This window comes from Streptomyces sp. H39-C1, from assembly GCF_027158125.1.
Taxonomy (GTDB): Bacteria; Actinomycetota; Actinomycetes; order Streptomycetales; family Streptomycetaceae; genus Actinacidiphila; species Actinacidiphila fildesensis.
Window position 1 is genome coordinate 1 of the sequence record NZ_JAPVLS010000015.1, and the last position, 25,048, is coordinate 25,048.

13 protein-coding genes and 4 pseudogenes are annotated in these 25,048 nt (G+C 67.6%); 6 read left to right on the plus strand and 11 right to left on the minus strand.

What is annotated here, in order from left to right; genetic code table 11:
- The 4 genes and pseudogenes from O3W51_RS12590 to O3W51_RS12605 form a co-directional block, all read left to right on the plus strand.
- A pseudogene (locus tag O3W51_RS12590) lies at positions 1-263 on the plus strand (DEAD/DEAH box helicase); the annotation flags it as partial.
- Between the two features lie 173 nt (positions 264-436).
- Positions 437-739 (plus strand): hypothetical protein, encoded by a 303-nt coding sequence (locus tag O3W51_RS12595; protein WP_269285755.1) that lies wholly within the window; start codon positions 437-439, stop codon positions 737-739.
- A gap of 86 nt (positions 740-825) precedes the next feature.
- Positions 826-1,229 (plus strand): annotated as a pseudogene (locus O3W51_RS12600) (MFS transporter); the annotation flags it as partial.
- Between the two features lie 318 nt (positions 1,230-1,547).
- A complete protein-coding gene (locus tag O3W51_RS12605) occupies positions 1,548-3,320 on the plus strand; it encodes an IS701 family transposase (protein WP_269285757.1) in 1,773 nt (590 codons plus the stop codon).
- Positions 3,321-3,483: 163 nt separating this feature from the next.
- Here O3W51_RS12605 and O3W51_RS12610 read toward each other — a convergent pair whose 3' ends face one another.
- Complete coding sequence (locus tag O3W51_RS12610; protein ID WP_269285759.1) at positions 3,484-3,876, minus strand: hypothetical protein; 393 nt, start codon at positions 3,874-3,876, stop codon at positions 3,484-3,486.
- A gap of 64 nt (positions 3,877-3,940) precedes the next feature.
- Positions 3,941-10,219, minus strand: a complete 6,279-nt coding sequence (locus O3W51_RS12615) for an RHS repeat domain-containing protein (protein ID WP_269285761.1) — start codon at positions 10,217-10,219, stop codon at positions 3,941-3,943.
- Positions 10,220-10,595: 376 nt separating this feature from the next.
- On the opposite strand from O3W51_RS12615, the gene O3W51_RS12620 reads away from it, so the two are divergent.
- The gene (locus O3W51_RS12620) at positions 10,596-15,056 is read left to right on the plus strand and encodes an FG-GAP-like repeat-containing protein (RefSeq protein ID WP_269285763.1); all 4,461 of its coding nucleotides are present in this window, start codon (positions 10,596-10,598) and stop codon (positions 15,054-15,056) included.
- Between the two features lie 732 nt (positions 15,057-15,788).
- Here O3W51_RS12620 and O3W51_RS12625 read toward each other — a convergent pair.
- From O3W51_RS12625 to O3W51_RS12645, 4 genes and pseudogenes are all read right to left on the minus strand, one after another.
- Complete coding sequence (locus O3W51_RS12625) at positions 15,789-16,739, minus strand: hypothetical protein (protein WP_331284065.1); 951 nt, start codon at positions 16,737-16,739, stop codon at positions 15,789-15,791.
- A 231-nt stretch (positions 16,740-16,970) separates the two neighbouring features.
- Positions 16,971-18,034, minus strand: a protein-coding gene (locus O3W51_RS48815; RefSeq protein ID WP_443048278.1) for an IS630 family transposase whose coding sequence is annotated in 2 segments (ribosomal slippage) — positions 16,971-17,587 and positions 17,587-18,034 — 1,065 coding nt in all. Because the reading frame shifts where the segments join, the coding sequence is not laid out codon by codon here.
- Positions 18,035-18,313: 279 nt separating this feature from the next.
- The gene (locus tag O3W51_RS12640) at positions 18,314-18,808 is read right to left on the minus strand and encodes an SMI1/KNR4 family protein (protein ID WP_269285772.1); all 495 of its coding nucleotides are present in this window, start codon (positions 18,806-18,808) and stop codon (positions 18,314-18,316) included.
- A 35-nt stretch (positions 18,809-18,843) separates the two neighbouring features.
- Positions 18,844-19,155 (minus strand): annotated as a pseudogene (locus O3W51_RS12645) (IS110 family transposase); the annotation flags it as partial.
- A 641-nt stretch (positions 19,156-19,796) separates the two neighbouring features.
- Here O3W51_RS12645 and O3W51_RS12650 point away from each other — a divergent pair.
- A complete protein-coding gene (locus O3W51_RS12650; protein ID WP_269285773.1) occupies positions 19,797-20,978 on the plus strand; it encodes a hypothetical protein in 1,182 nt (393 codons plus the stop codon).
- Positions 20,979-21,239: 261 nt separating this feature from the next.
- On the opposite strand, the pseudogene O3W51_RS12655 reads toward O3W51_RS12650, so the two are convergent.
- From O3W51_RS12655 to O3W51_RS12675, 5 genes and pseudogenes are all read right to left on the minus strand, one after another.
- Positions 21,240-21,332 (minus strand): annotated as a pseudogene (locus tag O3W51_RS12655) (3-oxoadipate enol-lactone hydrolase); the annotation flags it as partial.
- Between the two features lie 118 nt (positions 21,333-21,450).
- The gene (locus O3W51_RS12660) at positions 21,451-21,996 is read right to left on the minus strand and encodes a hypothetical protein (RefSeq protein ID WP_203674798.1); all 546 of its coding nucleotides are present in this window, start codon (positions 21,994-21,996) and stop codon (positions 21,451-21,453) included.
- Positions 21,993-23,129 carry an ROK family glucokinase gene (locus O3W51_RS12665; protein ID WP_138355578.1) on the minus strand — a complete coding sequence of 379 codons (1,137 nt, stop codon included), beginning with the start codon at positions 23,127-23,129 and terminating at the stop codon, positions 21,993-21,995. Before O3W51_RS12665 ends, O3W51_RS12660 begins: the two co-directional genes overlap by 4 nt.
- 75 nt (positions 23,130-23,204) lie before the next feature.
- Complete coding sequence (locus O3W51_RS12670) at positions 23,205-23,981, minus strand: ATP-binding cassette domain-containing protein (protein WP_269285778.1); 777 nt, start codon at positions 23,979-23,981, stop codon at positions 23,205-23,207.
- On the minus strand, positions 23,978-24,952 hold the full coding sequence (locus O3W51_RS12675) for an ABC transporter permease (RefSeq protein ID WP_269285854.1): 975 nt from the start codon (positions 24,950-24,952) through the stop codon (positions 23,978-23,980). The genes O3W51_RS12670 and O3W51_RS12675 overlap by 4 nt, the downstream gene beginning before the upstream one ends.
- Positions 24,953-25,048 lie beyond the last annotated feature (96 nt).

Consider the following 25,048-nt stretch of genomic DNA (forward strand, 5'->3'; position numbering starts at 1 on the left):
ACCAGCGCCGCGACATGATCCGCTTGATGCGGGACGCCGGCATCGCCCCGCAGACCGCACAGGTCCGCCCCGACGAGGCCGAACTGACCCGCATCACCGGAGCCCAGGCCCCCAGCGGCATCCCGTGTGTCATCGCCGCACCGGTCGTGGAACGCGCCAAGCGCAGCGCCACCGCCACCCGCGGCCGACGCAGCCGCTTCGCCCAGGCCCGCCGCTCCGGATCAGGCGAGCGCCCCGCGCCCCGCACGACCCTCGCTGCGTAACACCTTCGGCCGACCTTCCGAGAGCCGTCCCATCCCGATGCCCGGGGATGGGACGGCTCTCGGCGCCTGCGCCGACTTAGGCGTTCACGCGATCCCGAGGAACTCCAGGGAGTGACGGAAGGTAAGCGGGGCACACGAACAGTCACTGATACATGTGCGCGGAAGGTAGAACGATGACGACTGATTCCGGTACTGCGACGCTGGTCGAAGAGCTGCGCGAGCGCGCGGGGGCGTTCGTGAACTCGCACGTCGACCTATGGGTCACCGTGGAGGACGACGGGACGCTGATCCTCGCGGGCCAGGACCCCACAGCCCTGTTCCAAGCCGCCGCGGACTGGCTGGGGGACGGGCCCGCCTGCACCGTCGTCGATACCCGCTGGATCCGAGGGACGGCCGAGCCCGCCCACACCCTCTGCCTGTTCCTGCGCCCGCCAGGCGCCGAACTGACGCCGCAGCGGACGGCCGAACGGGTCTAGGACCGCTCCCGGCCCCAACGAGATCCGGCAGGTAAGGGCGGCAGCGCGACCCCTCGGCGCCGCCACCCTGTTTCCCGGCGTGCCTCGGCCAGACACTCGGCCGCACCCTGTACGCCAACTCGCCCGCCGCTCCGGGGCCACCACTCGCACCGTCGTCCTCATCGCGACGGGCGGCGCCACCACCGCCCTCCTTGCAGCCGTCTCCGGCCCCCTCCCCCTCCTCATCGCCCTGGCCATCGTCGCCGGCATGGTCCGCGGCAACCTCACCCTCCTCCAGGCCACCGCAGCAACAGACCGCTGGGGCACCGCCGCCCACGGACGCCTCTCCGCCACCCTCGCGGCCCCCGTCACGGTCGCCGGCGCCCTCGCCCCTTTCGCCGGAGCGGCACTCGCCGCACCACTGGGCGGCTACCCGCGCCTACTCGCCGTCCTGGCATGCGCCTCAGCATGCGCCGCCGTCCTCGCCTCCGGCTCCGGAACCGAGGGATGAGCAGACATCTTGCTGGCTCCCATCGAACGCGGTCGAACAGCCCTGGACGTGGGGAGCAGGCGGCGGAGCTGCCCGTGAACTCGTCGAACTCCTGCCCTTGCGTCGACCATCGGCGCAAGATGCCCACACACAAGTCACTGCCAAAGCAGTCATGGCCAATCCGCCGCCCCGCCGGAGTGTTTCGGCGGGACCCCCGGTCTCACAAGATGCCCCTATGACGCGGGTATGCGGGTGTGGTGCGGATCCTTGCCTATTACTACAGCCGGAGATCTTGTGACGGGTCTCCGGCTGTGTCGTTGACCGGGCATGATGATGGACGTGACGGCTGAGCAGATAGCCGAGTGGGATGCTGAACTGGCCGCGCTGATCGGCTCGTTGGGGTACTTGTTCAACCGGCCGGAACCGAAGGTCGTGTTCGCGCAGTTCATTGAGGGGCTGCTGGCGGAGCTGCCGAAGAAGAACGGCTGGACGCTGTCGGAGCGGGCCGGGCATGTGACCGCGGACCGCATGCAATGGCTACTCAACGGGTCGGTGTGGGACGCCGGCGTGCTGCGGGACGCGGTGCGCGATTACGTCGTGGAGCATCTGGGCGATCCGGAGGCGTCGCTGGTCATCGGCGACACCCAGGCGCAGAAGAAGGGCACCAAGTCGGTCGGGGTGGCCTTCCAGCACTGCGGGCTGACCGGGGATGTCCGCAACTGCCAGACGATGGTCATGCTCACCTACGCCACCGCGGCCGGGCACGCGTTCATCGACCGCCGCCTGTACCTGCCCAAGGAGTGGACGCAGGACCAGGAGCGGTGCCGCGCGGCTGGCGTCCCCGACGACGTCGCCTTCGCCACCAAGCCCGAGCAGGCCATCGCCATGCTTCAGCAGGCGGGCGCCGCCCAGGTGCCGTTCGCCTGGGTGCTGGCCGATGCCGGCTACGGCCGCGACCCGCAGCTGCGGGCCTGGTGCCACGAACAGAAGCTGCCCTATGTGTTCGGCGTCCCCGTCGACCTGCCGCTGGACGGCGTGCCCGGCAAGAAGCGCCAGCCGGCCGTGAAGCGAGCCGACGACCTCCTTCACTATGCGAAGGCCCGTGACCAGTGGGAACGTCGCTCCTGCGGCTTCGGCTCCAAGGGCGCCAGGCTCTACGACTGGACCGTCTTCGCCGTCGAGGTGAAGGACGAGTCCCCGGCCGAGGGTCACACGCACTGGCTTGTCCTGCGCCGGTCCCTCCACCCCAACCGGCGGGGCAAGGACGGTGAACTGCACCGCGAGATCGCCTACTTCCTCGCCCACGCCTCCGCCGACGCCACGATCAGCGAGATCATCGCCCGGGCCGGCGGCCGATGGCAGATCGAGAAGGACAACGAGATCAACAAACAACTCGTCGGACTCGCCCAGTACCAGGTCCGCAAGTGGACGCCCTGGCACCGGCACGTCACGGCCTGCATGCTCGCCACCGCCTTCCTCGCCGTCCAGCACGCCGCCCTCCCCGACACCGAGCATGACCCCACGGCGGGAAAAGCCCAGGCCACGACCGGGAGCGAGGCCGCCGTCCGATTCCCGGACCGCTACTGCGGCCATCCGTCCACGCCGTCCGGCACTGCCTGGCCGCCACCCGCTTCAACCCCCACCACCCCGTCGAGACCGTCCTGGCCTGCGAGTTCTGGCGCCGACTCCATCAGACGCGCGCCCAGGTCAGCCACTATCGACGTCGCGGAGACCCTCTGCCGCCCAGGCTGCACGCCTGGAAACACCACCAACCGATCCCACCAATTACCGACCCTCAAGATCTCCGGCTGTAGTACAAGTTCGGGTGAAACTGCTGTTTCCCATGGGGGGGGTGTGACGGGGCTCGGGTTCAAGATCTGGCTGTCGATTTCCGATGCCCGGTCGATCGACTCACTTCCCTTACCGCCACCGCTGTCAGAGCTGCCGTCTTCACTTCCTTCGAAAATCTCTGTGCCGGTCGGGTCACCAACGGTGGCAGACTGGCGGCACTTCGAAGCTCCGGTTGTTCAGGGCGACTTGCGAAGTGACCCCGTAAACCGGAGCTTCGTTGCGTACGTGACACCTCTCCAGGAGATCACCACTCTGCCGTGACCAGTGGCGCCACATGATCACCCCGACTTCGAATCACCCTGGGCCTTGCAGTCACCCGAACCACCCGACGCACACGCGGTCAGGGTGCCGGTCTTGGTGTCGCTGGTGGTCGCCAACGGCTTTTGGATCTTCCACCTACGCAACCAACCCTACGCCGGGCGCTTCACCCCCGCCGCTTTCTCAGTGCCCAGCCGATGACGAATCCGATCGCCGGCAGTGGCAGCGCCAGGATCGCGAAAAGGAAGGCCACCAAGACGACGAAGACCACCGTCCCGCCCGCAGTCCACTGGACGCCGAGCTCGAAGCTCTGGACTGCGCAGACCGCAGTCGCCGTCAGGGCCGCCAGCGCCGCCGTAACCGCAGCCTCCCGCAGGACTCCCAGGCGTCCGAGGGCGACGCCCAACGGGATACCCAGAACACCCACGACGACGAAGACGAACAACAGCGGGATCGCTGTGAGGTCACCGGCCGAAACCGCCATAGCCACCAAGGGACTCGCCGCTGCAGCGACGATCCAGGCAGCCGAGGGCACCCAGACCTTCCCCCCAGCTCTCATCCACTTCGCTCCGCGGACCGTCTCCGCAGGGCCGACCTCCGGCCCCGCGCGGCCCGCCGGCGAACTACCTGTTCTCAAGGGCACTCCTCAGGTTGCTTGCCTGATCCTGCCACGTACTCGCCGCAGCCCCGGTCTTGACGCCGAACCAGGCGAACCAGTTCGAGCCCGTCGTGTAAGCCTTCTGCGTCAGATACACACCGTCGTCCCGTGACGAGATCGAAAACTGGATCTGCGATCCCAGATCGTCGAAGTATCCCTTGCCCGTCACGGTGAAGGTGAACGAGGTCCTATCCTTGATAGATACCGTCACCTCCCCCGGTCCTCCGGCGATATTACCCAGCCCATGCATGATCGAGTCGCCGGGATGGAGCAGGCATGTCGCACCCTGGGTGAAAGAGTCGCAGCCCGTCACCTTGAACGGGAAGATCGCCTGGGGGTGCGCTTTGAAGTAGGCCATGATCTCCTCAGGACTGCCAAGGCTGTTCGGCCCGACAAACTCCGAGGTCTCGTACGAATACTTCGGGTGGGGCGTGAAGGCCACGCTCAATTCCTGGGCATGTTCGGCGGCCCACGTGTCGTGCATTGGGCGCCCGCCCGGCCCGTACATATTCGCCAGCATTTCCTGCCACCGGGAGTCCTTCGGCGAGGAGATGCCGAGGATTGGGCACAAGTCGTCGCAATGCTGCCTGTGGTAGGAGACCTCATGCTGCTTCTGGAGGCTCACGTCCGGGTTCTGGTTGATCTTGCTGGGCCCGCATTCGGTCTCCACGCAGTCGCCAGCCTGGGTCGCCCAAGGGCTGCAGTCGCTGCCGCAGGCATTGCCGTGCTCGTTGCAGCCCTCATGACCATTGCGGCAGGTGTAGAGACCCGTCGGGTCGCTTTGGCTGACAGGGTTGTTGTCGGCGTAGGCGTAGGCGCCGAGGGATTGTGGATCGGTGAGGTCCATGAGGGGGTCGACGCTGACGAAGCGGCCGATCGCGGGGTCGTATTCGCGGGCGCCGATGTGGGTGAGGCCGGTGCCGGTGTCTTTGGTGCCGCCGACGAAGCCCTTATCGCCGTTCCAGCTGGTGGGGGTGGTACCGCGGGGGGCGCCGAAGATGGTGGTCTTGCGGGTAGTGACCGCCTGGGTGGTGGCGTCGACCTGGGTGGTGTTGGTGCCGTGCGGGTCGGAGAGCAGGAAGGTGATTTTTCCTGCGGTGCGCATGGCGATGGTCTGGGCGCCGGCGCTGTAGTAGCGGGTGCCGATGACGGTTCCGGCAGGGGTGAGTTGGAGTTCGGTGCCGCCGGGGAGGTAGAGGGTGGTGCCGGTGGAGTCCTTGCGGATCAGGCGCTGGCCGGTGGTGTCGTAGATGTTGGTGCTGGTGCTGGTGCCCTGGGTGGTGGTGTCCAGGTGGCCTTCGGCGTTCCAGGTCAGGGTCTGGGGTCCGCCGGTGCCGGTGTCGCGGGTCTTGGTGTTGCCGGCCTCGTCGTAGGCGTAAGCCTCGCTATGTGCGCCGGTGCCGGTCTGGGTGACGGCGGGCAGGTTGTGGGTGCCGGTGGCGGGGGCGGTGTAAGTGCGGGTGGTGTCGCTGGCCGGGCCCGACGCGGTCTTGTGCTGGGTTTCGGTCTTGCGGTTGCCGACCGGGTCGTAGCTGTAGGACGTCCAATAGGCGTCCTTGCCGCCCACCGTGACGTCCGACGGGCTGGTGGCGCAGGGGCTGGCGGTAGCAGTCCAGGCGTCCGTGATGCGACGCAGGGCGTCCGTGGTGAAGCACTGCGTATCGCTGACGGCAGCAGCGTCCTGGCCTTGGACCTCGTTGATGGAGGTGACGTTTCCGGCCGGGTCGTAGGCGGTACGGGTGTCGTTGACCCGCTGTGGTGCCAAGTCGCGGTCGGTGTACTGGCGAGTCAGGGCCCCGGTGTGCTCGTCGTATTCCGACGAGGTCCACAGGTGCTTGCCGAACACCCCGTACTCGGTGCGGGTGTTGCGGCCGTAGTGGTCGTAGGTCGTCTTCGACACCAGCGTGTCAGTGCCCGCGCCCAGGGTGTCCAGCAGCCCGGAGTGGGTGGTGTATCCGGGGGTGATGCGCTCTTGCGGCAGCCCGCCAGCGGCCGGCTGCTGCGCCCACAGCACAGCGCCGGTGTTGAGGTTGTAGGAACTGCTCCACTTATAGGTGTTGGCCAGCGCACCGGTGGTGGTGTTCGCGGGGATGGTCACCTGGCTGCCGGAGACCTCGTTGAGCGCGTTGTACGCCGTGATGGTGCTGACGTAGGCGTCGCCGTTGACGTACCGGGTGGCGGTGGCGGGTTGGCCCTTGCCGCCGGTGGCGGTGTCGTATGTCCAGCCCGATAGCGTGGTGGCGCCCTGCTTGAGGGCGGTCGGTCGGCCCAACGCGTCGTAGTCGGTGTGCAGGGTGATCTTGCGGGCGTCCGTGGCGTCGGTGGCGCGGTCGCCGGCGTCGTAGACGGTGTCGGAGGCGCCCTTGTCGGGGTCTTCGACGTGCGTCTGTCGGCCGCGCACGTCGTAGCTGTACTTCCACACCGCCCCGGACGGGTCCTTGACCTGGGCGAGCTGGCCGTGCGCGTTGAAGGTGTTGGTGGTGGACTGGAAGCTGGTGCGGGCCGCGTCGGTGTACTGCCGCAGCTCGGTCGTCCGGCCCAGCGCGTCGCTGACCGTGGTGGTGGCGGTGCCGCCGGCGGGCGGGATCACCGTGGTGGTGTCACCGGTATAGGAGGTAGTCACCCGCTTGGTCTCGTCGCCGAACTTCTTGGCGATGACTGCGGTGGTGCGTCCCGCACCGTCGAACAGGGTGTCGGCGGAGGCCGGGTAGTTCAGTTCCTGGCCGGTGACCAGGACTGCCTCGGCGCTGCCGTCCGCGTAATACGTGCCCGAGGACCGCCAGGCCAGGCCCCGCGTGTCATAGGACGTCTCGGTCAGCAGGCGTCCCGCACTGTCCGGCGAGGGTGATTGTGTCTGGCGGGGCCGCAGCAGGCCGTCGTAGAAGGCATAGGAGGTTTCGTACAGCGAGTTGTGGTTCAGGACACTGGTCGTGACCACGATCGGACGGTCATTGCGGACCTGGTAGCTGTACGTAGAGCTCGGCGAGTCAGGGTAGGTGATGGCGGAGCGGGTGGGCAGCCATACCTTGGTCAGGCGCCCCAGCGGGTCGTAAGCGCTGGCGGTGATGCGCCCGTTGGCGTCCGTGATGCTTGTGGGCTGAGCGCGCAGCGAGTCCACGGCGGTGGTCACAGTGTGGCCGAGAGGGTTGGTGACGACTAGCTGGGTGGGTACTTCACCAGTGGCAGGTGTGAACGCAGTGGTCGTGGTCTTGCCGTAGGTATCGGTGACGGCAAGGACACGGCCGTAGATGTCGTAGCTGGAGACAGGGGTGGTGGCGGTGGTGTCGTAGCCGTCGCCCTTGCCGTTGATCTGCGCCGTCCGGGTGGCGTCGCCCTTGGTCGGTGGGGTTCCCAGAGTGGTACTGCCGTCATAGAAGGTCTGTTTGTCGGACAACACATCGGCGGGACGGCTCGGGGTCGAGCCGCAGGTGACCGCAAGTGCCTCGGTCTGGGAGACCTTGTTGAGCATCCAGGTGCTGGTGTTGCGCGCGTAGCTGGTGGTGGTGCATTTCTCGTCACCGACCTTGGCGGTGTCGCCGGTTTCGGAGACGGTGGCGACCATGCCGTAGCTGTCGAAGGTCCGGGTCAGCTGCGTGGAGCGGGTTCCGCCGGTGATGGTGGTGCGGGTCTGCTGGCTCTGGGTGCCGGTGTGGTACGCGACCAGGTCGGGCAGGCCGGTCCGAGTTCGCGTTGCGGTGGCGGCCGAGCGCCAGGGGGTGTTGGCGGTGGCGGTGAGGAGTTTGGTGGTGTCGTCGCCGTTGTAGGTGGTGCTTTCGCGGACCATGCCGGCGAACTGTTCGCGGTCGGTGACTGCGACGCCTGCTGAGTCTTTGACGTCCTTGCCGTCGATACCGCGGAAGTAGCGGGTCTCGGCCAGCGTCCGGGCGTCGGAGGCGGCACCGGTGCGGGTTTGGACCAGGCCGTAGCCGCGGGCGACCGAGTAGGTGCGGTCGGTGTCCTTGGTGAACTCGTCCGTGGACTTCGCCCACGCCGCGCCGTCGGGGTACTTGTAGCTGATGACCTTGTCGGGGGTGTTGGCGAGGTTGTCGCCCTCGACGACCTGGGTGGCGACGTAGGAGTTGAACCAGTCCAGCTTGGCGGTCGTGCCTTCGAACGACCACTTCACCGGGTAACAGCTGGTGATGTTGGTGGCGTCGGCGGCCGGGAGGGTGGTGGCGGTGCAGCCCGGGTCGGAGTAGTAGACGCCGATGGTGGCGCCGGTCTCGGTGGTGATCTGTGACAGGCGCAGGCGGATGAAGGGGGCCAGTCCGTCGCCGAGCTTGTCGACCCGGTTGGCCTTCTGCTCACCGGCGAAGGTCACCGGGTCAAGGGCCGCGGTGGTGCCGGCCTTGTCGGTGCCGGTGTGGGTGATGGACTTGAGCCACATCGGCGTAGAAATGCCGTCGCCGGAGGCAGGGAAGTCCTGCCCCACCGCCCAGGAATCCACCTGCTTGTAGGCGCCGCCGGTCAGGATCTTGGTGGTGATGGTCTTCAGGCGCTTACGGGACCAGAAGGTCGGCGAGAACTGGTCCTTGCACTCCGCGCCGTCCTTGCAGTCCTGGTCGAAGGGGGTATCCGGCCAGTTCTTGGCGTTCGTCGCATCGAACGTCGAGCAGCCGGTCAGGCAGCGCTCATCGGTGGCGAAGGCGACCTGCCCCATGGCCTTGGCGCTGTAGACGGAGTCCGAGCGCAGGCCGTAGTCGATGTGGTCGAGGTACCCGCCGCGGGTGTAGGGGGTGGCGGTGCCCTTGCCGGTGGTCTCCGAGACGTTGCGGGCGTAGTTGTTGCTCTCGGCGTTCCAGTAGTACGCCATCGCGTTCCCGTGCGGGTCGACGACGTAGTCCAGCTGCCAGCGCCACGCCTGCTGGCACCACGCCGAGGCGAAGGATGCGTTGTAGCAGGGCTCACCGGAGTGGTTGCCGAACACCGGCACCGTCCACGCCGAGTGCGTTACGGGGGTGGTGGCGTCCTTCCAACCGGGCAGGCGGTTCAGGCCGAAGAAGTACTGGGTGCCATCGGTCGCGGTGACCTTCCAGTGCTCCCCGTCATTGTCCCCGTTGACCGCACCTGTGAGCTTCTCGACCCTCTCACCGCTGTCGTCGGCCGGATGCCAACCGGTCTTGTCATCGTGAACCAGCTCAGTGCTCTTACCACCCAGGGACAAGGTGGCGTTGTCGTTGTACCAGCACAGGTCACCGACCTTGGTGGTGTTGGTGCCACCGGACTTGTCATCCTCACAGCCCTTGTAGCGGCGCTCGATGAACCCCGGCTCATACGACCAGCCGTCACCCAGCCACCCTGGCTGGTTGTTGGACGCCGCCGTGCGGCCATCGACACTCTGCGAGTTGTAGCCGAGGCCGATCGACGGCTGCAGACCGCCGGGCATTGCAGGAACGGCAATCGGGTAGGACCAGGTGAACGCACCGGTCGAACCGCCCGCGCTCCACGAACCCGATGCCTGGAGAGAGGTGGACTTGTAGTCACCCGTGCTGCCGGCAGCACCGGCTGTCGCAGCCAGCACGGTCGCGCCACTTGTCGCTGCGCTGCGCAGCATGCTCGGCGCGGTCTGGGGGGCGGCGTCCGCAGTCGCGGTCAGGGTGCCGGCCTTGGTGTCATTGGTAGTAGCGAGGGGCTTTTGGACCTGGCAGGCAGCGACCTGTGGGGTGGTCAGGGCGCAGGCGGGCAGCTGCACCAGGTGCAAACGCGAGGCCCAATCGCCGCCGTAGGCGCCACGGAACGCCGCGTAATCAACGTTGACCTTGACCGGGCTGGGTGTGGCGGAGGCGTCGGTGCGGGCCAGGCTCAGCAGAAGGCCGTCGATGCCGGCCTTCTGCGTCGTGGCGTGATCCGCGACGGTGACCTTGATCTTCGCTGGGGAAGGTGTGGCAACCCGGGGGCTTGCCGCAGGGGCGACCGTCACTGGCAGCGATCCCGCACGCTGCGCGGCACCCGGCTTGGGCGCTGCCGGGGCAGACTTAGCCGCCCCGGACAGGGTCGCAGTGGCGGGCCGGGTGGAACCGAGAGTGACGTCGGCGCTGCCGGACGCCGGCCAGGTGACCTTCGGGGCACCCTTCCAGGCATGAGCCGCAGCAGCATCCGGCCGCTTCGTCCCGCCGACCTTCACCGGCCTGACTGGTACGGCCTTCGGCTGCTTCAATGCCTCCAGCGTCGTCGTCCCGGCCGCTGCTGCCGCTATCGACGAGGCCGGCACAACCCCCACCATCGTGACCACAGCCAAAGACACAGCCAGCCACCGCCCGCCGAAACGGCTCACGCCCCACCCCTTGCAGCAATTCCTCAAAATGACTGCCGAACAATAACAGGAAAAGAACCAGGAATCCCGTACAACCTTTTCGTCACTACGAACGTCAGGACGCCCCCCGCAGCTACTTCGTGATGACTATCACACGAATCTCGGAGTGACCGGCTCGAAAGTGCCAGGCCAGGAGCCTGGTCCACACTCGGGATCGCGCCCCCTTTGAGCCGAATCATAAATTTTTGGTACATAAAGTCCGAATAAAGCAGGCTAGTGAAAGCCGTGCTCAATTGGCTCGGCGCAGTTATTCACTGCCATATAGAGTGCGGTTCCGGTAATTTTGCCGCGTTCAAAGGAACATGTGGTGTCCATTTCAATCAGGTCAGGTGGGCCGCGTCTCAGGCGGCCGCTGCGCGCCCTCACCCTCACCGCGATCGGCGCGCTCGGCGCGACGACGGTGGTCGTACCCGAAGCCGCAGCCGCCGTTCCTCGGCAGGTGCTTCCCGCCACGGTCACCGCCGGGGCGGCCGACGACGGCTCCGTCGACGAGCTCGACCAGGCTCTGGCCACGGCCGCGTCCACGGGCACGGCCACGGAGGTGCTGTCCGCGCGCACCGAGATCTCGGATCAGTGGGCGAACCCGGACGGCACGTTCTCCGTCAAGCGGTACGGCGCCCCGATCCGCTTGTTCCGGGCCGGGGCGTGGGTGAAGACCGATCCGAGTCTGGTCTTCGCCGCCGATGGAGGTGTGGTGCCGAAGGCCGCGGCGGTGTCGGTGGTGTTCTCCGGTGGCGGCACCGGGCCGCTGCTGTCCGGGGTCAAGGACGGCCGCACCCTGACGTTGTCGTGGCCCAAACCGCTGCCCAAGCCGGTGCTGGCCGCGAACATCGCTACCTACAGCGAGATCCTGCCCGGCGTCGACCTGCAGCTCAAGGCCGAGGTCGAGGGCTTCTCGCAGCTGCTGGTCGTCAAGTCCGCAGCAGCCGCGGCGAATCCGGATCTGGCGACGTTGAAGTACACGATGAGCACTGTCGGGCTGAGTGTGTCCACGGACGCCGACACCGGCAGCGTGACCGCGCTTGACCCTGCCGGGCAGACCGTCTTCTCATCTCCCACCCCGCTGATGTGGGACTCCACCAGCACCACGAGTGCCCCCTCAGCCGCGCCTGCCAGCGTCACCGCCCGCACCGTGACCACGGCCACCACCGCGGAGGTACCGGCAGGCGGTGAGGCGTTCGAGCCCTCGCCCGGCGCCAACGACGCCCAGATGGCCACAGCGGTATCCGGGAACACTCTGTCGATCACGCCGGACCAGGCGCTGCTGACCGCACCCAGCACGCAGTATCCCGTGTTCATCGACCCGTCCTGGGCTTGGGGCAACCGCCAGAACTGGACCCGGGTATACAAGAAGTACCCGAAGTCGTCGTACTGGAACGCCAACGAAGTCGCCCGCGTCGGCTACGAGAACCAGACCGGTGGCCTGTCCCGGTCGTTCTTCCAGATGAACACCGCCAACATCAAGGGCGCCGGTGTCATCTCCTCCACCTTCCGGATCCTCAACAAGTGGTCCTGGTCCTGCCAAGCCCGGCCCGTCGAGCTGTGGGAGACCAAGGCGATCTCCAAGAAGACCACCTGGAGTAACCAACCCGACAGGGTCGCCAAGCTCTACACCGTCAACGCCGCCAAGGGCTGGCAGGGCAGCGATAACTGCCCCGCGGACAACCTGGAGTTCGACACCACCGCCAACGTGAGGGCCGCGGCCGCCACGAACAAGGCCAGCATCACCCTGGGCCTGTACGCGAGCGACGAGACCGACACATTCGGCTGGAAGAAGTTCGACCCCAAGACCGCGGTCCTGGAGACGAAGTACAACCACCCGCCGAAGACCCCCACTGGCCTGGGCACCAACCCCAAGACCGACTGCGCCACCGGCGGCGGGATCGGCAACACCAGCATCAGCCTGCACGCCACCATCGACGACCCGGACGCCGGCAACCTCACCGCCCAGTTCCAGCTCTACAAGGCCGGCGTCGCCACCCCGGTCCTCGACCAGTCCATTCCCGCGCTGAGGGGCAAGATCGCCACCCTGATCCTGCCCGACAACAAGGCTGACAACGGGGACTTCACCTGGAGAGTCCGAGCCAAGGACAACCAGGGCGAGTACTCCCCCGCCTGGTCGGCCACCTGCAAGTTCACCGTCGACCGCCAACGCCCTCTATACCCCGTCATCAGCTCCACGGTCTTTCCCAACGGCGAGGCGGGCTGGCCCGCCGGTACCGGAAAAGCCCGCACTGCGGGCGGCTTCTCCCTCACCGCCAACGGTGTGCCCGACGTGAAGCGGTACGGCTGGTACAGCGACGACGACCCGCAGGTGAAGTACACCGACGCCACCCCCGGGGCAGCCACTTCGATCTCGATCACGCCGCCCGGCTACGGACCACACTTCGTCTATGCCTTCAGCCTCGACAAGGTCGGCAACCGCTCCGACACCGCCACCTACGTCTACTACGCCGGCCGCTCCACCGAGCGAGACATCCCCGGCGATCTCAACGGCGACGGCAACAACGACATCTGGAACATCGACTCCAACGGCACCCTGCTCACCTACGCCGGCCAAGGCAACGGGCAGTTCTCCGCCGCCACCAACGGCGGGCAGGCCTTCGCCAGCGGCCAAGTCACCTCCCGTGGCGACTGGGGCCAGGACGGCTACAACGACCTGATCGCCCTCACCACCAACCCCAATGAGCCGGCCAAGGAGATCCGCTACTACCCGAACAACGGAGTCGGTCTTGTCGCCGACGACTACAAGACCTTCACGGTGTTTTGCCCCAAGAAGGACAACACAAACGGTTGTGACGGGGACGAAGCGTGGACCGGCGACGATCACTGGCACGACGCCGAACAGATCATCGCGCCCGGCGACCTCAACGGCGACGGCGCCCCAGACGTCCTGGTCAAGGAAGGCAAACTGCTGTGGGTCTACTACGGCACCCGGGACAACCCCAACCTCGACAACAACGGTGCCCCCGTCCTGGTCGGCGGCAGTGACTGGGACAAGTTCACCGTGATCGCCCCCGGCGACCTCAACGGCGACAGCATCCCCGACCTGCTGCTCCGTGAAGATGCGACCGGCAGCATCTACCGCTCTTACGGCAAAAACGGCCCCGACGGCAAACTTGACCCCACCACCTGGGGCGACCCCGCCAGCCGCGTCCAGATCAAAAACACGGCCGGCAAGAACCTCGCGATTTCGGCCGGCGCCTGCCCCGCCATCGGCTCCGCCGGCGACATCACCGGTGACACCATCCCCGACCTATGGTGCCGCAAGACCGACAACACCATGACCGGCTGGCCCGGCGTCAAGACCGGCGCGAATGTCACCGACTTTGGTGCCCCGTTCACCATCGACGGCATCACCGGCGGCTCCCGCATCCCCGCCGGCACCACCCTCACCTCCGGCCAGAGCTTCACCTCCCGCTCCGCCAAGCTCAGCATGCAGAGCGACGGCAACCTCGTCATCACCTCCAACGCCGGCAAGACTCTGTGGTCCGCCGGCACCGCGGGAACCGGCGCCAAGACCCTCATGCAAAACGACGGCAACCTCGTCGTCTACAAAGCCGACGGCATCACCAAAGCCTGGGAATCGAAAACTTCCGCGCCGGGCGGCTACGCCCTGCTCCAGGACCGCGGCAACCTGATCGTCTACAACGTCAAGGGGCAGTCCCTCTGGTCCTCCGGCACCGCCATCCGCCACGACTACAACGGCGACGGACGCAGCGACATGGCCGCCCTCTACAGCTACGCCGACGGCCATTACAACCTGCACACCTTCAAAGCCAACTCCGACGGCACCTTCGCCAACCCTGCCATGAGCTATAGCGCCCCGGCCGGCTCCGGAAATGCGGCGAACATGACTTACGCCACCGGCGACTACAACGGCGACGGACGCGGCGACATGGCCATGCTGTACAACTACGCCGACGGACACGTCCGCCTATTCACCGCGACCGGCAACGCCGAAGGCGGCTTCAACACACCTGTCGCTTCCTGGTCCGCAGCCCCCGGCCGCTGGTGGGCCAACCAAATGTCCCTCCAATCCGGGGACTTCAACAGCGACGGACGCGACGACCTTGCCGTCTGGTACGACTACAGCGACGGTCACGACACGCTGTTCACCTTCACCGCCAACCCCCAGGGCGGCTTCAACGAACCCTTCGCCTCCTGGACCACCTCCCCCGGCAACTGGGACGTCACCCACGCCAAGTTCGCCATCGGTGACTACAACGGCGACGGCCGCGACGACATCGGCGTGCTCTACGGCTACGGCGACATGACCACCGTCAAAATGCACACCTTCCTCGCCAACCCCACCGGCGGCTTCAACGACCCCACCATCTCCTGGACCAGCGCCACCTGGGGCTCATGGAACCAAGCCCACCTCCAAGCCGGAGACTTCAACGGCGACGGCCGCGACGACATCGCCGCCTGGTACGACCACAGCAACGGCCAAGACAGTCTCAACACCTTCCTCAGCACCAGCAAACCGGACGGCTCCTTCAACCCCCCCTTCACCGCCTGGTCCACACCCGCCGGCAACTACTACTACGACTCCATGCCCCAAATGGTCGCCGGCGACTACAACGGCGACGGCAAGGACGACCTCGGCGTCATGTACGGCTACAGCAACGCCACCTCCCGCATGATCACCTGGACCGCCAAACCGGACGGCAGCGGAACCTTCAACGACCCCACCCTCAGCGCCTGGACCTCCGCAACCAACACCTGGCAGAACAAGGACGTCCACTTCTTCAACACCCACAGCTAGCACAGCACCCCGCGCAACAGACGAGCCACCGGTCGCGCCACCGGCCCGCTGAGACCACCCGCGTGGCCCCGACGCAAGTGAGCCGAGGCCACGCGGGCTCACAGCTCCCATTGCAGAAACAGTTTTCGAGAGTCAGCCCATGAGACTCAACACTTCCGCTGCACAGCGGCTGACGGTGTGCCCTACAGCCGATGTCATCCGTTCAACGGCGAACCGCACACGGGCTCCTGAAGCCTGCGCCCATCACTGCCGTGACCTCTCGAACGCACGAACGTCAATTGAGGTCTGCTGGGTTCATGATGATTCACGTGCGGTATGGCAGGCACCCAGCCCGGTAGTGGCAAGAACGGTCCACACCGCACCTATCGCACCCCTAATCGGGGGAATCTTGGCGCCCCATACTCACAACTGGAGCGCCAGAACGGGGAGTTCTACTGTCTTGCGGTGTTGGTGTTCACCACTCCGAAGCCGGTGGAGCCCCTGCCGCGCCGCGGGGCGTAACCGGCAGAACTGGGTAACCGATGACATCTCTCTGTCCGGCTCACTGCCACACCCCCAGGATTTTCGTCTCTGCGAGAGACCCTCTTTCGCCGGTGCAGCTACTGAAGTTGAATGGGTGTTGTCGGTCAGCCACGTGTGATCAGGGGGCGTCCTGGTTCCAGCTGCGACTCAGCCCCTGGCTACGCTGCATACGTCGAATCCAACCTCTGGGTCCGCACTACCGCTGACGCGTCAGCATCCTCGGTCGTAGATCGCCCGCAGCCACGGTTCCTCGACGGCAGGCATCCGCGCGAGCGTGTACCGGAACCCTTCCGTGGACGGCCGGAACGGGTACCACCGGTGTGGCGGCAGCGGATCGTCCCGCTCCACACCCGCCGGCAGTCCTCCGACCACCGGCAGCCGGGTCCGGTGGGGTGGGAAGGCAAGTTCGACCCAGAGCGCGGCGTCCATGGGTACCGGCACCGCCCCGTTGCGCGGCTGCCATATGTCTCCGGTCTGTGGATGGACCGGCACCAGCACCAGGTCGGCGGCCGGCTCGCCGAACTCCGGTCCCGCCAGGTCCAGTCGCTGCGCGCCTTCCCCGGCGGGCAGCAGCGCGTCAAGTGCACGGCCGAGGAGCTCAGCGACCGGCCCGGGCGCCACCTCGACCGGCTCGCCCCGGGCGGCCACCACCACCTGGGCGAGAGCCACGCCCGCTGGGATGTCCCGGAACTCGCTCAACCGGTGCCACAGCGCGCCGGTGGCCAGCAGCTCCGACCACTCCATGACGGGCCGCTCCGGCGGCCCGGGCAGCCGCACCACCGCCTGCGGGATGAGCCGGACGACCTGCCAGCACCCGCAGTCGTCCATCCTCGTTCCGACCGGCAGATCGCAGCCCAGGCACGCAAGGTTCGGCCCGTCCCGCCCGTCGATCCCCATGCAGTAGCCCCCGGCCCGCTCGAGGATCAGCCCAGTGCCACGCATGTCGCCGGGCGCGAGGATGATGGTTTCCGACGGTCCATTGGACAGCGCGCCGAACGGCGCGAAGCGCCCCCGCTCCCTTGCCTCGCACGCCCCGACCTCGTCCCACTGCCGCCATGGCGGCCCGTACGGTGCGGGGTCGACGGCGTAGGACCCGGACTCCAGCAGTGGCGGGTGCAGCTTCTCCCAGTGGGTGTCAGCCAGGTGAATCGGCAACGCCACTTCCGACACCGCCGCCGTCAGGACCGCACCGCAGCCCGCACACCGGAACACCGTCAAGCCGTCCCCTCCCGCCGTCGAAGCCCCTGTATCCCACCACGGAGGCGGGCCGGGGAGCAAGGGGTTTTCAGACGACGCTAAACGCCCGACTAATGGGCAAAGCACGCCTCGACGTCCCGGCCGCAGCTTCAGAAGGTCGGAAGCCGCGCCGCTAAATGTGGTTGGCACCGTCGGTCAGCTGTCCAGGGCCAGGCCGGAGCCGGCGAGGCAGCCGTTGATGACCTCTGGTCGGTACTGCAGCATCTTGAGTTTGCGCTTGACGGCCCGGGTGATCTGGCCGAGGTCGGCTACGGCGAGGTTGCCGATGTCGCGCTTGACCAGTGACCAGACGCCCTCCTGCGGGTTCAAGTCCGGTGAGTAACTGGGAAGCTGGAAGACGGTGAGCCAGTCCGCGTGGTCGGCCATGAAGTCGCGCATCGGTTCGACCAGGTGCATGCGCAGGTTGTCCCATACCAGCACGATCGGGCCGCCGAGCTGGATGTGCGCCCTGACCAGCAGGTCGCGAAGATCACGCCACCCAATCCCCTTCGGCTCGCCCTTGCGGCCCCGGTACTCGCGGACCGAGTAGAACATTCGGGACCGCTTCCCCGGCTTGTAGCAGGTCAGCCCGGCCATGGACACCCGGCCCGAGCCCCGGCCGCGGACCCGGACCACTGGGGTTGCGCCCTTACGCCCCCAGCTCCTCGCGCGCGGCGGCGTCATCGACTGTCCGGCTTCGTCCTCGAAGACGATCCAGCCGTCACACGCCGCCGCGGTGCTCTTACCCGCGGCCAGGTCTCCTTCTTCCAGACCTCGACCGCCGCGTCGTCGCGTTCGATCGCACGCCGGGCGGGCTGCTGCCAGGACCAGCCGTGCCGCTTCAGCAGCAGCCACGTGCCCTCCACGGTGTAGCTCACGTGAAACAGCCGGCCGATCAGCGTCTTGATCCGTGCCAGTGTCCACCGCTGGTCGACCCAGCCGTGGGCCAGCGGTCCGCGCTCCAGCTCCCGTTCCAGCCGGGCGATCTGCGCGTCGCTGAGCCTCGGCCGCCCGGGCGACCCCTTCGACAGGACCCCCGCTTCACCACGCTCGCGCCACTGGCGGCGCCACCGCTCCACCGACCGCTCACCGACCCGCAACGCGGCAGCGATCTCCCTGTTCTTCTGCCCGTCTTCGAAGCGTTTCACGGCCTGCAGCCGCACCCGCTCCCGCGCGGCCCTCCCGGCGTCGGTCAACCCGCCGCCCTGTGCGTACCTCACGCTCCAGGGCTACCGGAGCGGACCGGCCGCCGTCAGGCGAACGGCGCCGACATCACCCAATCAAGTTCAGTATGTCCCTTTGGGTAGCCGGGTCCAATCCGATCAGTTCGTACGGAGACCGCGCACGCCGCCGCCGCGCTTCTGCGTGACTCTGGTACGCCAGCTGTATATCGGGATCTTGCTGGTTATGCTGGGTGCCTCAGCCGACCTGTGCGTGCTTCAAGCAGCGGGCTGGGCGGAATGGCGGCCAGGGGCCGGTCGTATGTCAGGTCCGAGTTGTCAACACTCTGGGCAGTCTGTGGGGGCAGGCGCCTTGGGAAAGTCCTCACGCCCGTCCAGCCAGCCGCAGATCCGCTGGGCCAGGGTGAAGCCTTCGGGGAACAGTGCGTGGTCAAGGCAACGGGCGTTCGGGTCCCAACCCCACATACGGCCTTCGGGAGAGCTGTAGTCGACGAGGGACCAGATCGCACAGCCCCACGTCAACAGGGGAACGACAGAGCTCGGGTAGTTGGGGCGCTCGCACCAGCCCGAATACTCCTCTAGCAGCCGATCGCTGTCGCTGAAGCTGTAGGTCGTGTCGGTGAGGGACAGCGCGTCGTTCCAGCGGCCGAACCCGCCGTCGGCGACTTCGAGATAGATCCGTTTGAGTAGGGGCGGCAACGGGTGCCCCACTGCGGCTTCGAGTTCGACCACGGCCTCGGGCGGCGCAGGTGGCGGCAGCTTGCCAGCTGAACCCTGTTCGCGAATCCTGCGGATGATCTCGTCGTCAGTCACGAGGACATTGGTATCAGGCGCCACCGTCACCGGTGCGGGCTGCTCGACCGCCACATTTCAGCGGCCTGGACGGCCGTGGCGGCGAGTTGGTCGGCGCTGCGGACCTTGCGGTTGCGCAACCAGGTGGCCAGGCGTCGCCGGCCGGTGCGGCGGATGGCGGCCGGGGTCTGGTAGCCGGTCAGCAGCTCCAGGAGACCGACGTTGCCCAGGTCGAGTTCGCGTTCCAGACCGGGGAAGATCTCGGTGAGTTGGCCGCGGAGCCGGACCTTCAGCTCGTACACCAGCTCGTCGCCGGGCCGCAAGGGTGTGAGGTCGCGCCAGATGCGCGCCTGGTCGGCGATGACCGCCGGGCGCAGTTGGGTCCATCCCCGCGCGAGCGGGGAGCAGGACTCACCGCCCTTTGCTTTCTTTACCTCTTTGGGTCCATCCCCGCGCGAGCGGGGAGCAGTTGGCCGCCCCGCCGGTGATCGGGTTCCTGCTGGGTCCATCCCCGCGCGGGCGGGGAGCAGTCGCGGGCCTCTCCGTTGTTCATCCGTTGCGCGGGTCCATCCTCAGGCGGACGGGGAGTAGCTGTGCGGCCAATACGGGCCTACCACGCACAGCATGGCGACGACCGCCTTGCCGCCCGGGCCTTCGGCACCACTTGCCTCACCTGATCCCAGCACCGCTTGTTCTGACCCGTGGCGGCACCATGCGCACTTGTGTGCGCCCGCGCGCCTCCGATTACCGTTCCTGACCGACCAGGGCAGACGGACATCTTGGGGGCCGCATGGCAAGAACCGCGCGACAGACCCTGAACGCACTCAGCCGCTCAACGAACATCCACGTCCGGTCCACGGCAGACCTCGCTGTCCATGTCACCTCAGCAACGGCGGCCTTCGACAAGAAGCGCCGGGAGAAGGGACAGGCACCGGTACGCAGAAAACCTGAACTGCTCCCCGTTCCAGGGACCGAGTGCGCTCAGACGATCGAGCTGACGCCGTGGCAGGTGCTGCACACCGTGGCCCGTGGCTACGCACTGGCCGGCCAGGGAATGGGGCGCGGGCTCGCAGAACACTGGCTGAGCCTGAAGTTCTGCGAAGCGCTGGGCGACAATCGCGGCGGCGCCATGGATCTCACCGACAAGGGCCGCACTCCCGAGCGCTGGTACAAGGCCATGCAGGCCCGGGAATTGGCCGTTGGCTTCGGACTAGCCGTGGCAGAGCACATTGTGCAAAAGCGCTACCCGGACCACGTCATCTCGATCGTGGACACCAGTACGGTCCTGCGAGCCGGCTGGCCCCTGAACGTCTCACAACGGAACAAGAGCTCACGGCCCCGCCCCGACTACCTCATCGAAGCGTGGAAACCGGGCGAGCCGTCGAAAGTCACGCTCGTAGCCTGCCGGGGAAACCACCAAAAGCCGAGCAAGCGGGGCGGCCGGACACGCAGCACCACCGTCCAGCAACTGGTAAAAGGCGCCGAGCTGACCGAAGGCATGCACATCGGCCCATGGAACACGACGCCCTGCCTGATGCTGTCCACTGAACTCCTGGGACAGGGCGGAGTCGTGGTCAATGCCCTGCAGGCGCCCGGCGAAGCCCGTCTTCCCGTCCGCACGCCGCGTGCCCCGGGAAACGCTGACGAGGAGATCAGAGACAAGCCGGGCATCCCCTACCCCAACGCCATTCACATACCCGCCCACGACGGAAAGCGGGCGCGGACTGTCGACGGCTTCCAAGTAGCCGAACGCGACCTCGGCTGGTTCGGCCAGCTCCTGACCCGTACCGGCACTGCCAACCTGACCGCTCTGGCCGGCGGAGGTCCCCGAATCGCCCAATACCTCACCCCACGCCAGGGACGACAGCACTACGACGTGCCCACCTTCGCCGCCACATCAAGCGTTGACGACGCGGACATCCAAGTCGGCGGAACGAAATTCGTCGGCACGGACCACGTCTTCCGTATGGGGTCCGTACGGATCGAGGCATTCTCCGGTATGGCCGAGAACCTGTACGAACTCATCAAGAAGGGCCGCGTGGAGGAGTACCGCCAGGCCGCGTTTCAGAGCCGCTCGACCGCGCGCGACACCCACGAAACCGGCAGATGGAACGGGCCGATTTCCTTCCACGACGACGGCACCGTCATGGCCTTGAGCGTCCTCCCCACCCACAGAAGGCCCCCGCGCTGAACGCACCCGAAGCATCCTCACCAATGCCCCGAGCACAGGAGATGTGGGCGCCCCGGAGGAGCATGACAAGACCGCATCGAGCATCCCATATTACGATCCGCCGCCACACGCGGTACCCCCGCCAGCACCAGCCGACGGGGGTACGCATCTCTCACATGGCTATCACCAACACCACGGACGCTCCTGGACCACAGTGACCTGACCTGCGCTTAAGCGCTTCACCTGGACCGCCTGGACCGCACAAGACGCGATCTACAACCTGTGCCAGGTGGTGCCGAGGGCGGGGCCCAGGACGAGTACGGGGGCGTCCTCGGGGCCGTCGAGCCGGTGCTGGAGGGTCTTCTGGTCGCTCACCGGGTTCACGCTATCGAGTGACGGGAAGCGGCTGGTCACCCGCCCCCCGCGGCCCGCCAGGACCCGTGCGGGCGCCCGCCTCCGACCGGTGGGGCGGGCGCGTGGGGGGATGGTTCCGTCAGAAGTTGATCGTGGAGACGATGTACACGACGGGATGGTCCAGATCGCTGAGGTCGACGGTGATGTCGTGGTCCGGCTTGTCACCGTGCTGGGTCGTCGACACTCCGCCCCAGTCGTGGCCCGGCCGGAAGAGCCAGCCGGGCACCTTCGCCTGGTCGGGGGTGATGGTGACGTCGCCCGGCTTCAGCGCGGAGCGGCTGGTGCCCAGCTGCGCGAGGAAGGTGTCGAGCCCGCCCGCGGTGGACGTGAACTGGACGTAGAGCGCGCTCGTGTTCCAGTTGTTCGTCTCCATGTAGGCGATCTTCCGCGTCCAGTCCAGCGGGACCGGCACCTGGTATATCCGGCGCTGCACCTGGCTGGGCCAGTCCCACGTCAGGTGCTTGGCGGCCGCCGACTCCTCCTTGTCCTGGCCGCTGTTGCGGCTCTGCTCGGCGGAGACGATCACATAGCCGACGGGTACCAGGATCAGCAGCGGGACGACGGTCCACTGGACCCAGCGGGGCACCTGGCGCAGCGGCCTGCTGTGCGGGCGGTCGACGCTCATCGGCCCGCCGCCCGGACGAAGCGCTCGTAGCGCTCGACACGGCGCCGGTTGGCGCGGCGGAACCGCCGGGCGACCAGCCGGGCGAGGTCGGCGGCGCCGACCAGCCCGGCCTCGTTGCCCAGCTCGGCCTGCACGATGCGGGCCTCGGGGCGGTAGCCGCGCCCGGTGAGGTTGCGGCGGAAGGCGTCCCGGGCCGGGCCGATGAGCAGGTCGTCGGCGGCGCTGACGCCACCGCCGATGACGAAGCAGGACGGGTCCAGCGCGGCGGCGAGGTTGGCGATGCCGACGCCGAGCCACTGGCCGATGTCCTGGAGCAGCTCGATGCACATCGCGTCGCCCTCCCGGGCCAGCTGCGTGATCAGCGGTCCGGTGATGTCGCCGATGTTGCCGCCGACCCGGTCGATGATCCCGTACGCGACGGGCGACTCGGCGGCGGCCATCTCGCGGGCCTCGCGGACCAGCGCGTTGCCCGAGCTGTACTGCTCCCAGCAGCCGCGGTTGCCGCAGGGGCAGCGGTGGCCGCCGGGGACGACCTGCATATGGCCGAACTCGCCGGCCACGCCGTAGCGGCCGCGCTTGACGTGGCCGTCCTCCAGGATGGCGCCGCCGATGCCGGTACCCAGCGTGATCATGACGAGGTCGTCCTGGCCGCGGCCGGCGCCGAAGCGCCATTCGGCCCAGGCCGCGGTGTTGGCGTCGTTGTCGACCATGACCGGCACCAGCAGCCGTTCCTCCAGCCGGTCGCGCAGCGGTTCGTCGCGCCAGGACAGGTGCGGGGCGAAGAGCACCCGGGAGCGGTCGGCGTCGACCCAGCCGGCGGCGCCGATGCCGACCGCGTGCACGTCGTGCCGCTCCGACAGGTCCAGCACCAGCTCGACGATGGTGTCCTCGACGACCTTGGGGCTCTTGCTCCGGTCCGGTGTCTCGGTCCTGAGCTGCTCCAGGATGTTGCCGTCCGGGTCCACGACCCCGGCCGCCACCTTGGTGCCGCCGATGTCGATGCCGACCGTCGGCACCCTCGGCGCCGTCAGATGGGAGCGGCGCTCCCGGCGGCCGACGGTCTGCAGCACCGTCGCACGGGCGGCGCCCTTGCGCTGGAATGCTGATCGGTCGCTGCGTGACGCTGCTGGCAAGGGTCGTCTCCGGATCGGTGGCTGTCGTGCCGATTGTGCCGCACCGGGGACGTACCCCGCGCAGCACGGGCTGGGTCAGCCCTCGCGGGCGAGCTCGTGGCTGAGCTGCTCCAGCTCGCTGCCGCCCGCCATCTGGCGGGTCAGTTCTTCCAGCGTAATGCCCGTTTTGGCATAGCTCCCGGCCATCGCGCCGCGCTTCAGCAGGACGAACCGGTCGCCGACGAGGAAGGCGTGGTGCGGGTTGTGGGTGATCAGGACCACACCGAGCCCGGCGTCGCGCGCGGCGGCGACGTACTTGAGGACGACGCCGGACTGCTTGACGCCGAGCGCCGCCGTCGGCTCGTCGAGGACCAGCACCTTCGCCCCGAAGTAGACGGCGCGGGCGATGGCGACACACTGCCGTTCACCGCCGGACAGGGTGCCGATGGGCTGGTCCACGTCGCGCAGGTCGATGCCCATCCGCAGCAGCTCACTGCGGGTGGTCTCGCGCATCGTGCGCACGTCGAGCCGGCGGAGCGGTCCACGGCCCTTGGTGGGCTCGGAGCCGAGGAAGAAGTTCCGCCACACCGGCATCAGCGGCACCACCGCGAGGTCCTGGTAGACGGTCGCGATGCCGTGGTCGAGGGCCTCACGCGGCGAGCTGTGGCGCACTGGCTCGCCGTCGACCTCGTAGGTGCCCGCGTCGTGCTGGTGCAGACCCGAGATGATCTTGATGAGGGTGGACTTGCCCGCGCCGTTGTCGCCCAGCACGCAGGTGATCTCACCGGCGTGCACTTCGAGGGAGACCGCTTCCAGGGCCCTGATGTTGCCGTAGTACTTGCTCACGTCGGTGAGCTTCACCAGCGCGCTCATGCGGTCGCCTCCGCCCGCTTGCGGACCCATGCGTTCAGCAGCGTGGCCAGCAGCAGCATGGCCCCGAGGAAGAACTTGAACCAGTCCGGATTCCACTGGGCGTACACGATGCCCTTGCTCGTCATGCCGAAGATGAACGCGCCGACGGCGGAGCCGATCGCCGACCCGTAGCCGCCGGTCATCAGACAGCCGCCGATGACGGCCGCGATGATGTAGAGGAACTCGTTGCCGACACCCTCGCCCGACTGCACCACGTCGAACGAGAAGAGCAGGTGCTGGCCGGAGATCCAGGCGCAGAACGCGACCGCCATGTACAGGCCGATCTTGGTGCGGGACACCGGGACGCCGACCGCGCGGGCGGCGTCCGCGCCGCCGCCGACGGCGAAGATCCAGTTCCCGGCCCGGGTGCGCAGCAGCACCCAGGTGGCGACGGCGACCAGGGCCGCCCACCACAGGATGGTGACCTTCAGGTCGATGTCACCGATGGTGAGGTGCGAGGCGAAGAGCACCCGCGCCGAGTCGAACCCCTCCATGTCGGCGATGGACTTGGTGCTGACCGTGCCGCTAATGAGCTTGGTGAAGCCCAGGTTCAGCCCGGTGAGCATCAGGAAGGTGCCGAGCGTGATGATGAAGCTGGGCAGTTTGGTGCGGGTCAGCAGGAACCCGTTGAAGAAGCCGATGGCCAGGGTGACCACCAGCGACACCGCGACGCCCGCCCAGACGTTCGCCGTCATCTGGTAGCTGAACATCGAGGACACCAGCGCGGAGCTGGTGACCATCACACCGGTCGACAGGTCGAACTCGCCGCCGATCATCAGCAGGGCGACGGGCACCGCCATGATGCCGATGGTCGAGGCGGCGTACCGCACGGTCCCGAAGCTGGACCACTGCAGGAACGAGTCGGCGGCGACCGAGAAGAAGATGAAGACGGCCGCGGCGCCGACGACCGAGCCCAGTTCGGGGCGGCCCATCAGCCGGCGCGCCAGCGAGCGGTGCACCAGCCGGTCGTCCGCGGCCTTGCCGCCGGGGTCCGGACCGTCCTGGCCCGCGGGCTTCTCCAGTGTGGT

What these genes read in the sequence shown, in the direction of transcription:
- O3W51_RS12595 (WP_269285755.1), top strand. Translation starts at nt 437, where the DNA reads ATGACGACTGATTCCGGTACTGCGACGCTGGTCGAAGAGCTGCGCGAG.
- O3W51_RS12610 (WP_269285759.1), bottom strand. Translation starts at nt 3,876, where the DNA reads ATGAGAGCTGGGGGGAAGGTCTGGGTGCCCTCGGCTGCCTGGATCGTC.
- O3W51_RS12660 (WP_203674798.1), bottom strand. Translation starts at nt 21,996, where the DNA reads ATGAGCGTCGACCGCCCGCACAGCAGGCCGCTGCGCCAGGTGCCCCGC.
- O3W51_RS12670 (WP_269285778.1), bottom strand. Translation starts at nt 23,981, where the DNA reads ATGAGCGCGCTGGTGAAGCTCACCGACGTGAGCAAGTACTACGGCAAC.
- O3W51_RS12675 (WP_269285854.1), bottom strand. Translation starts at nt 24,952, where the DNA reads ATGGGCCGCCCCGAACTGGGCTCGGTCGTCGGCGCCGCGGCCGTCTTC.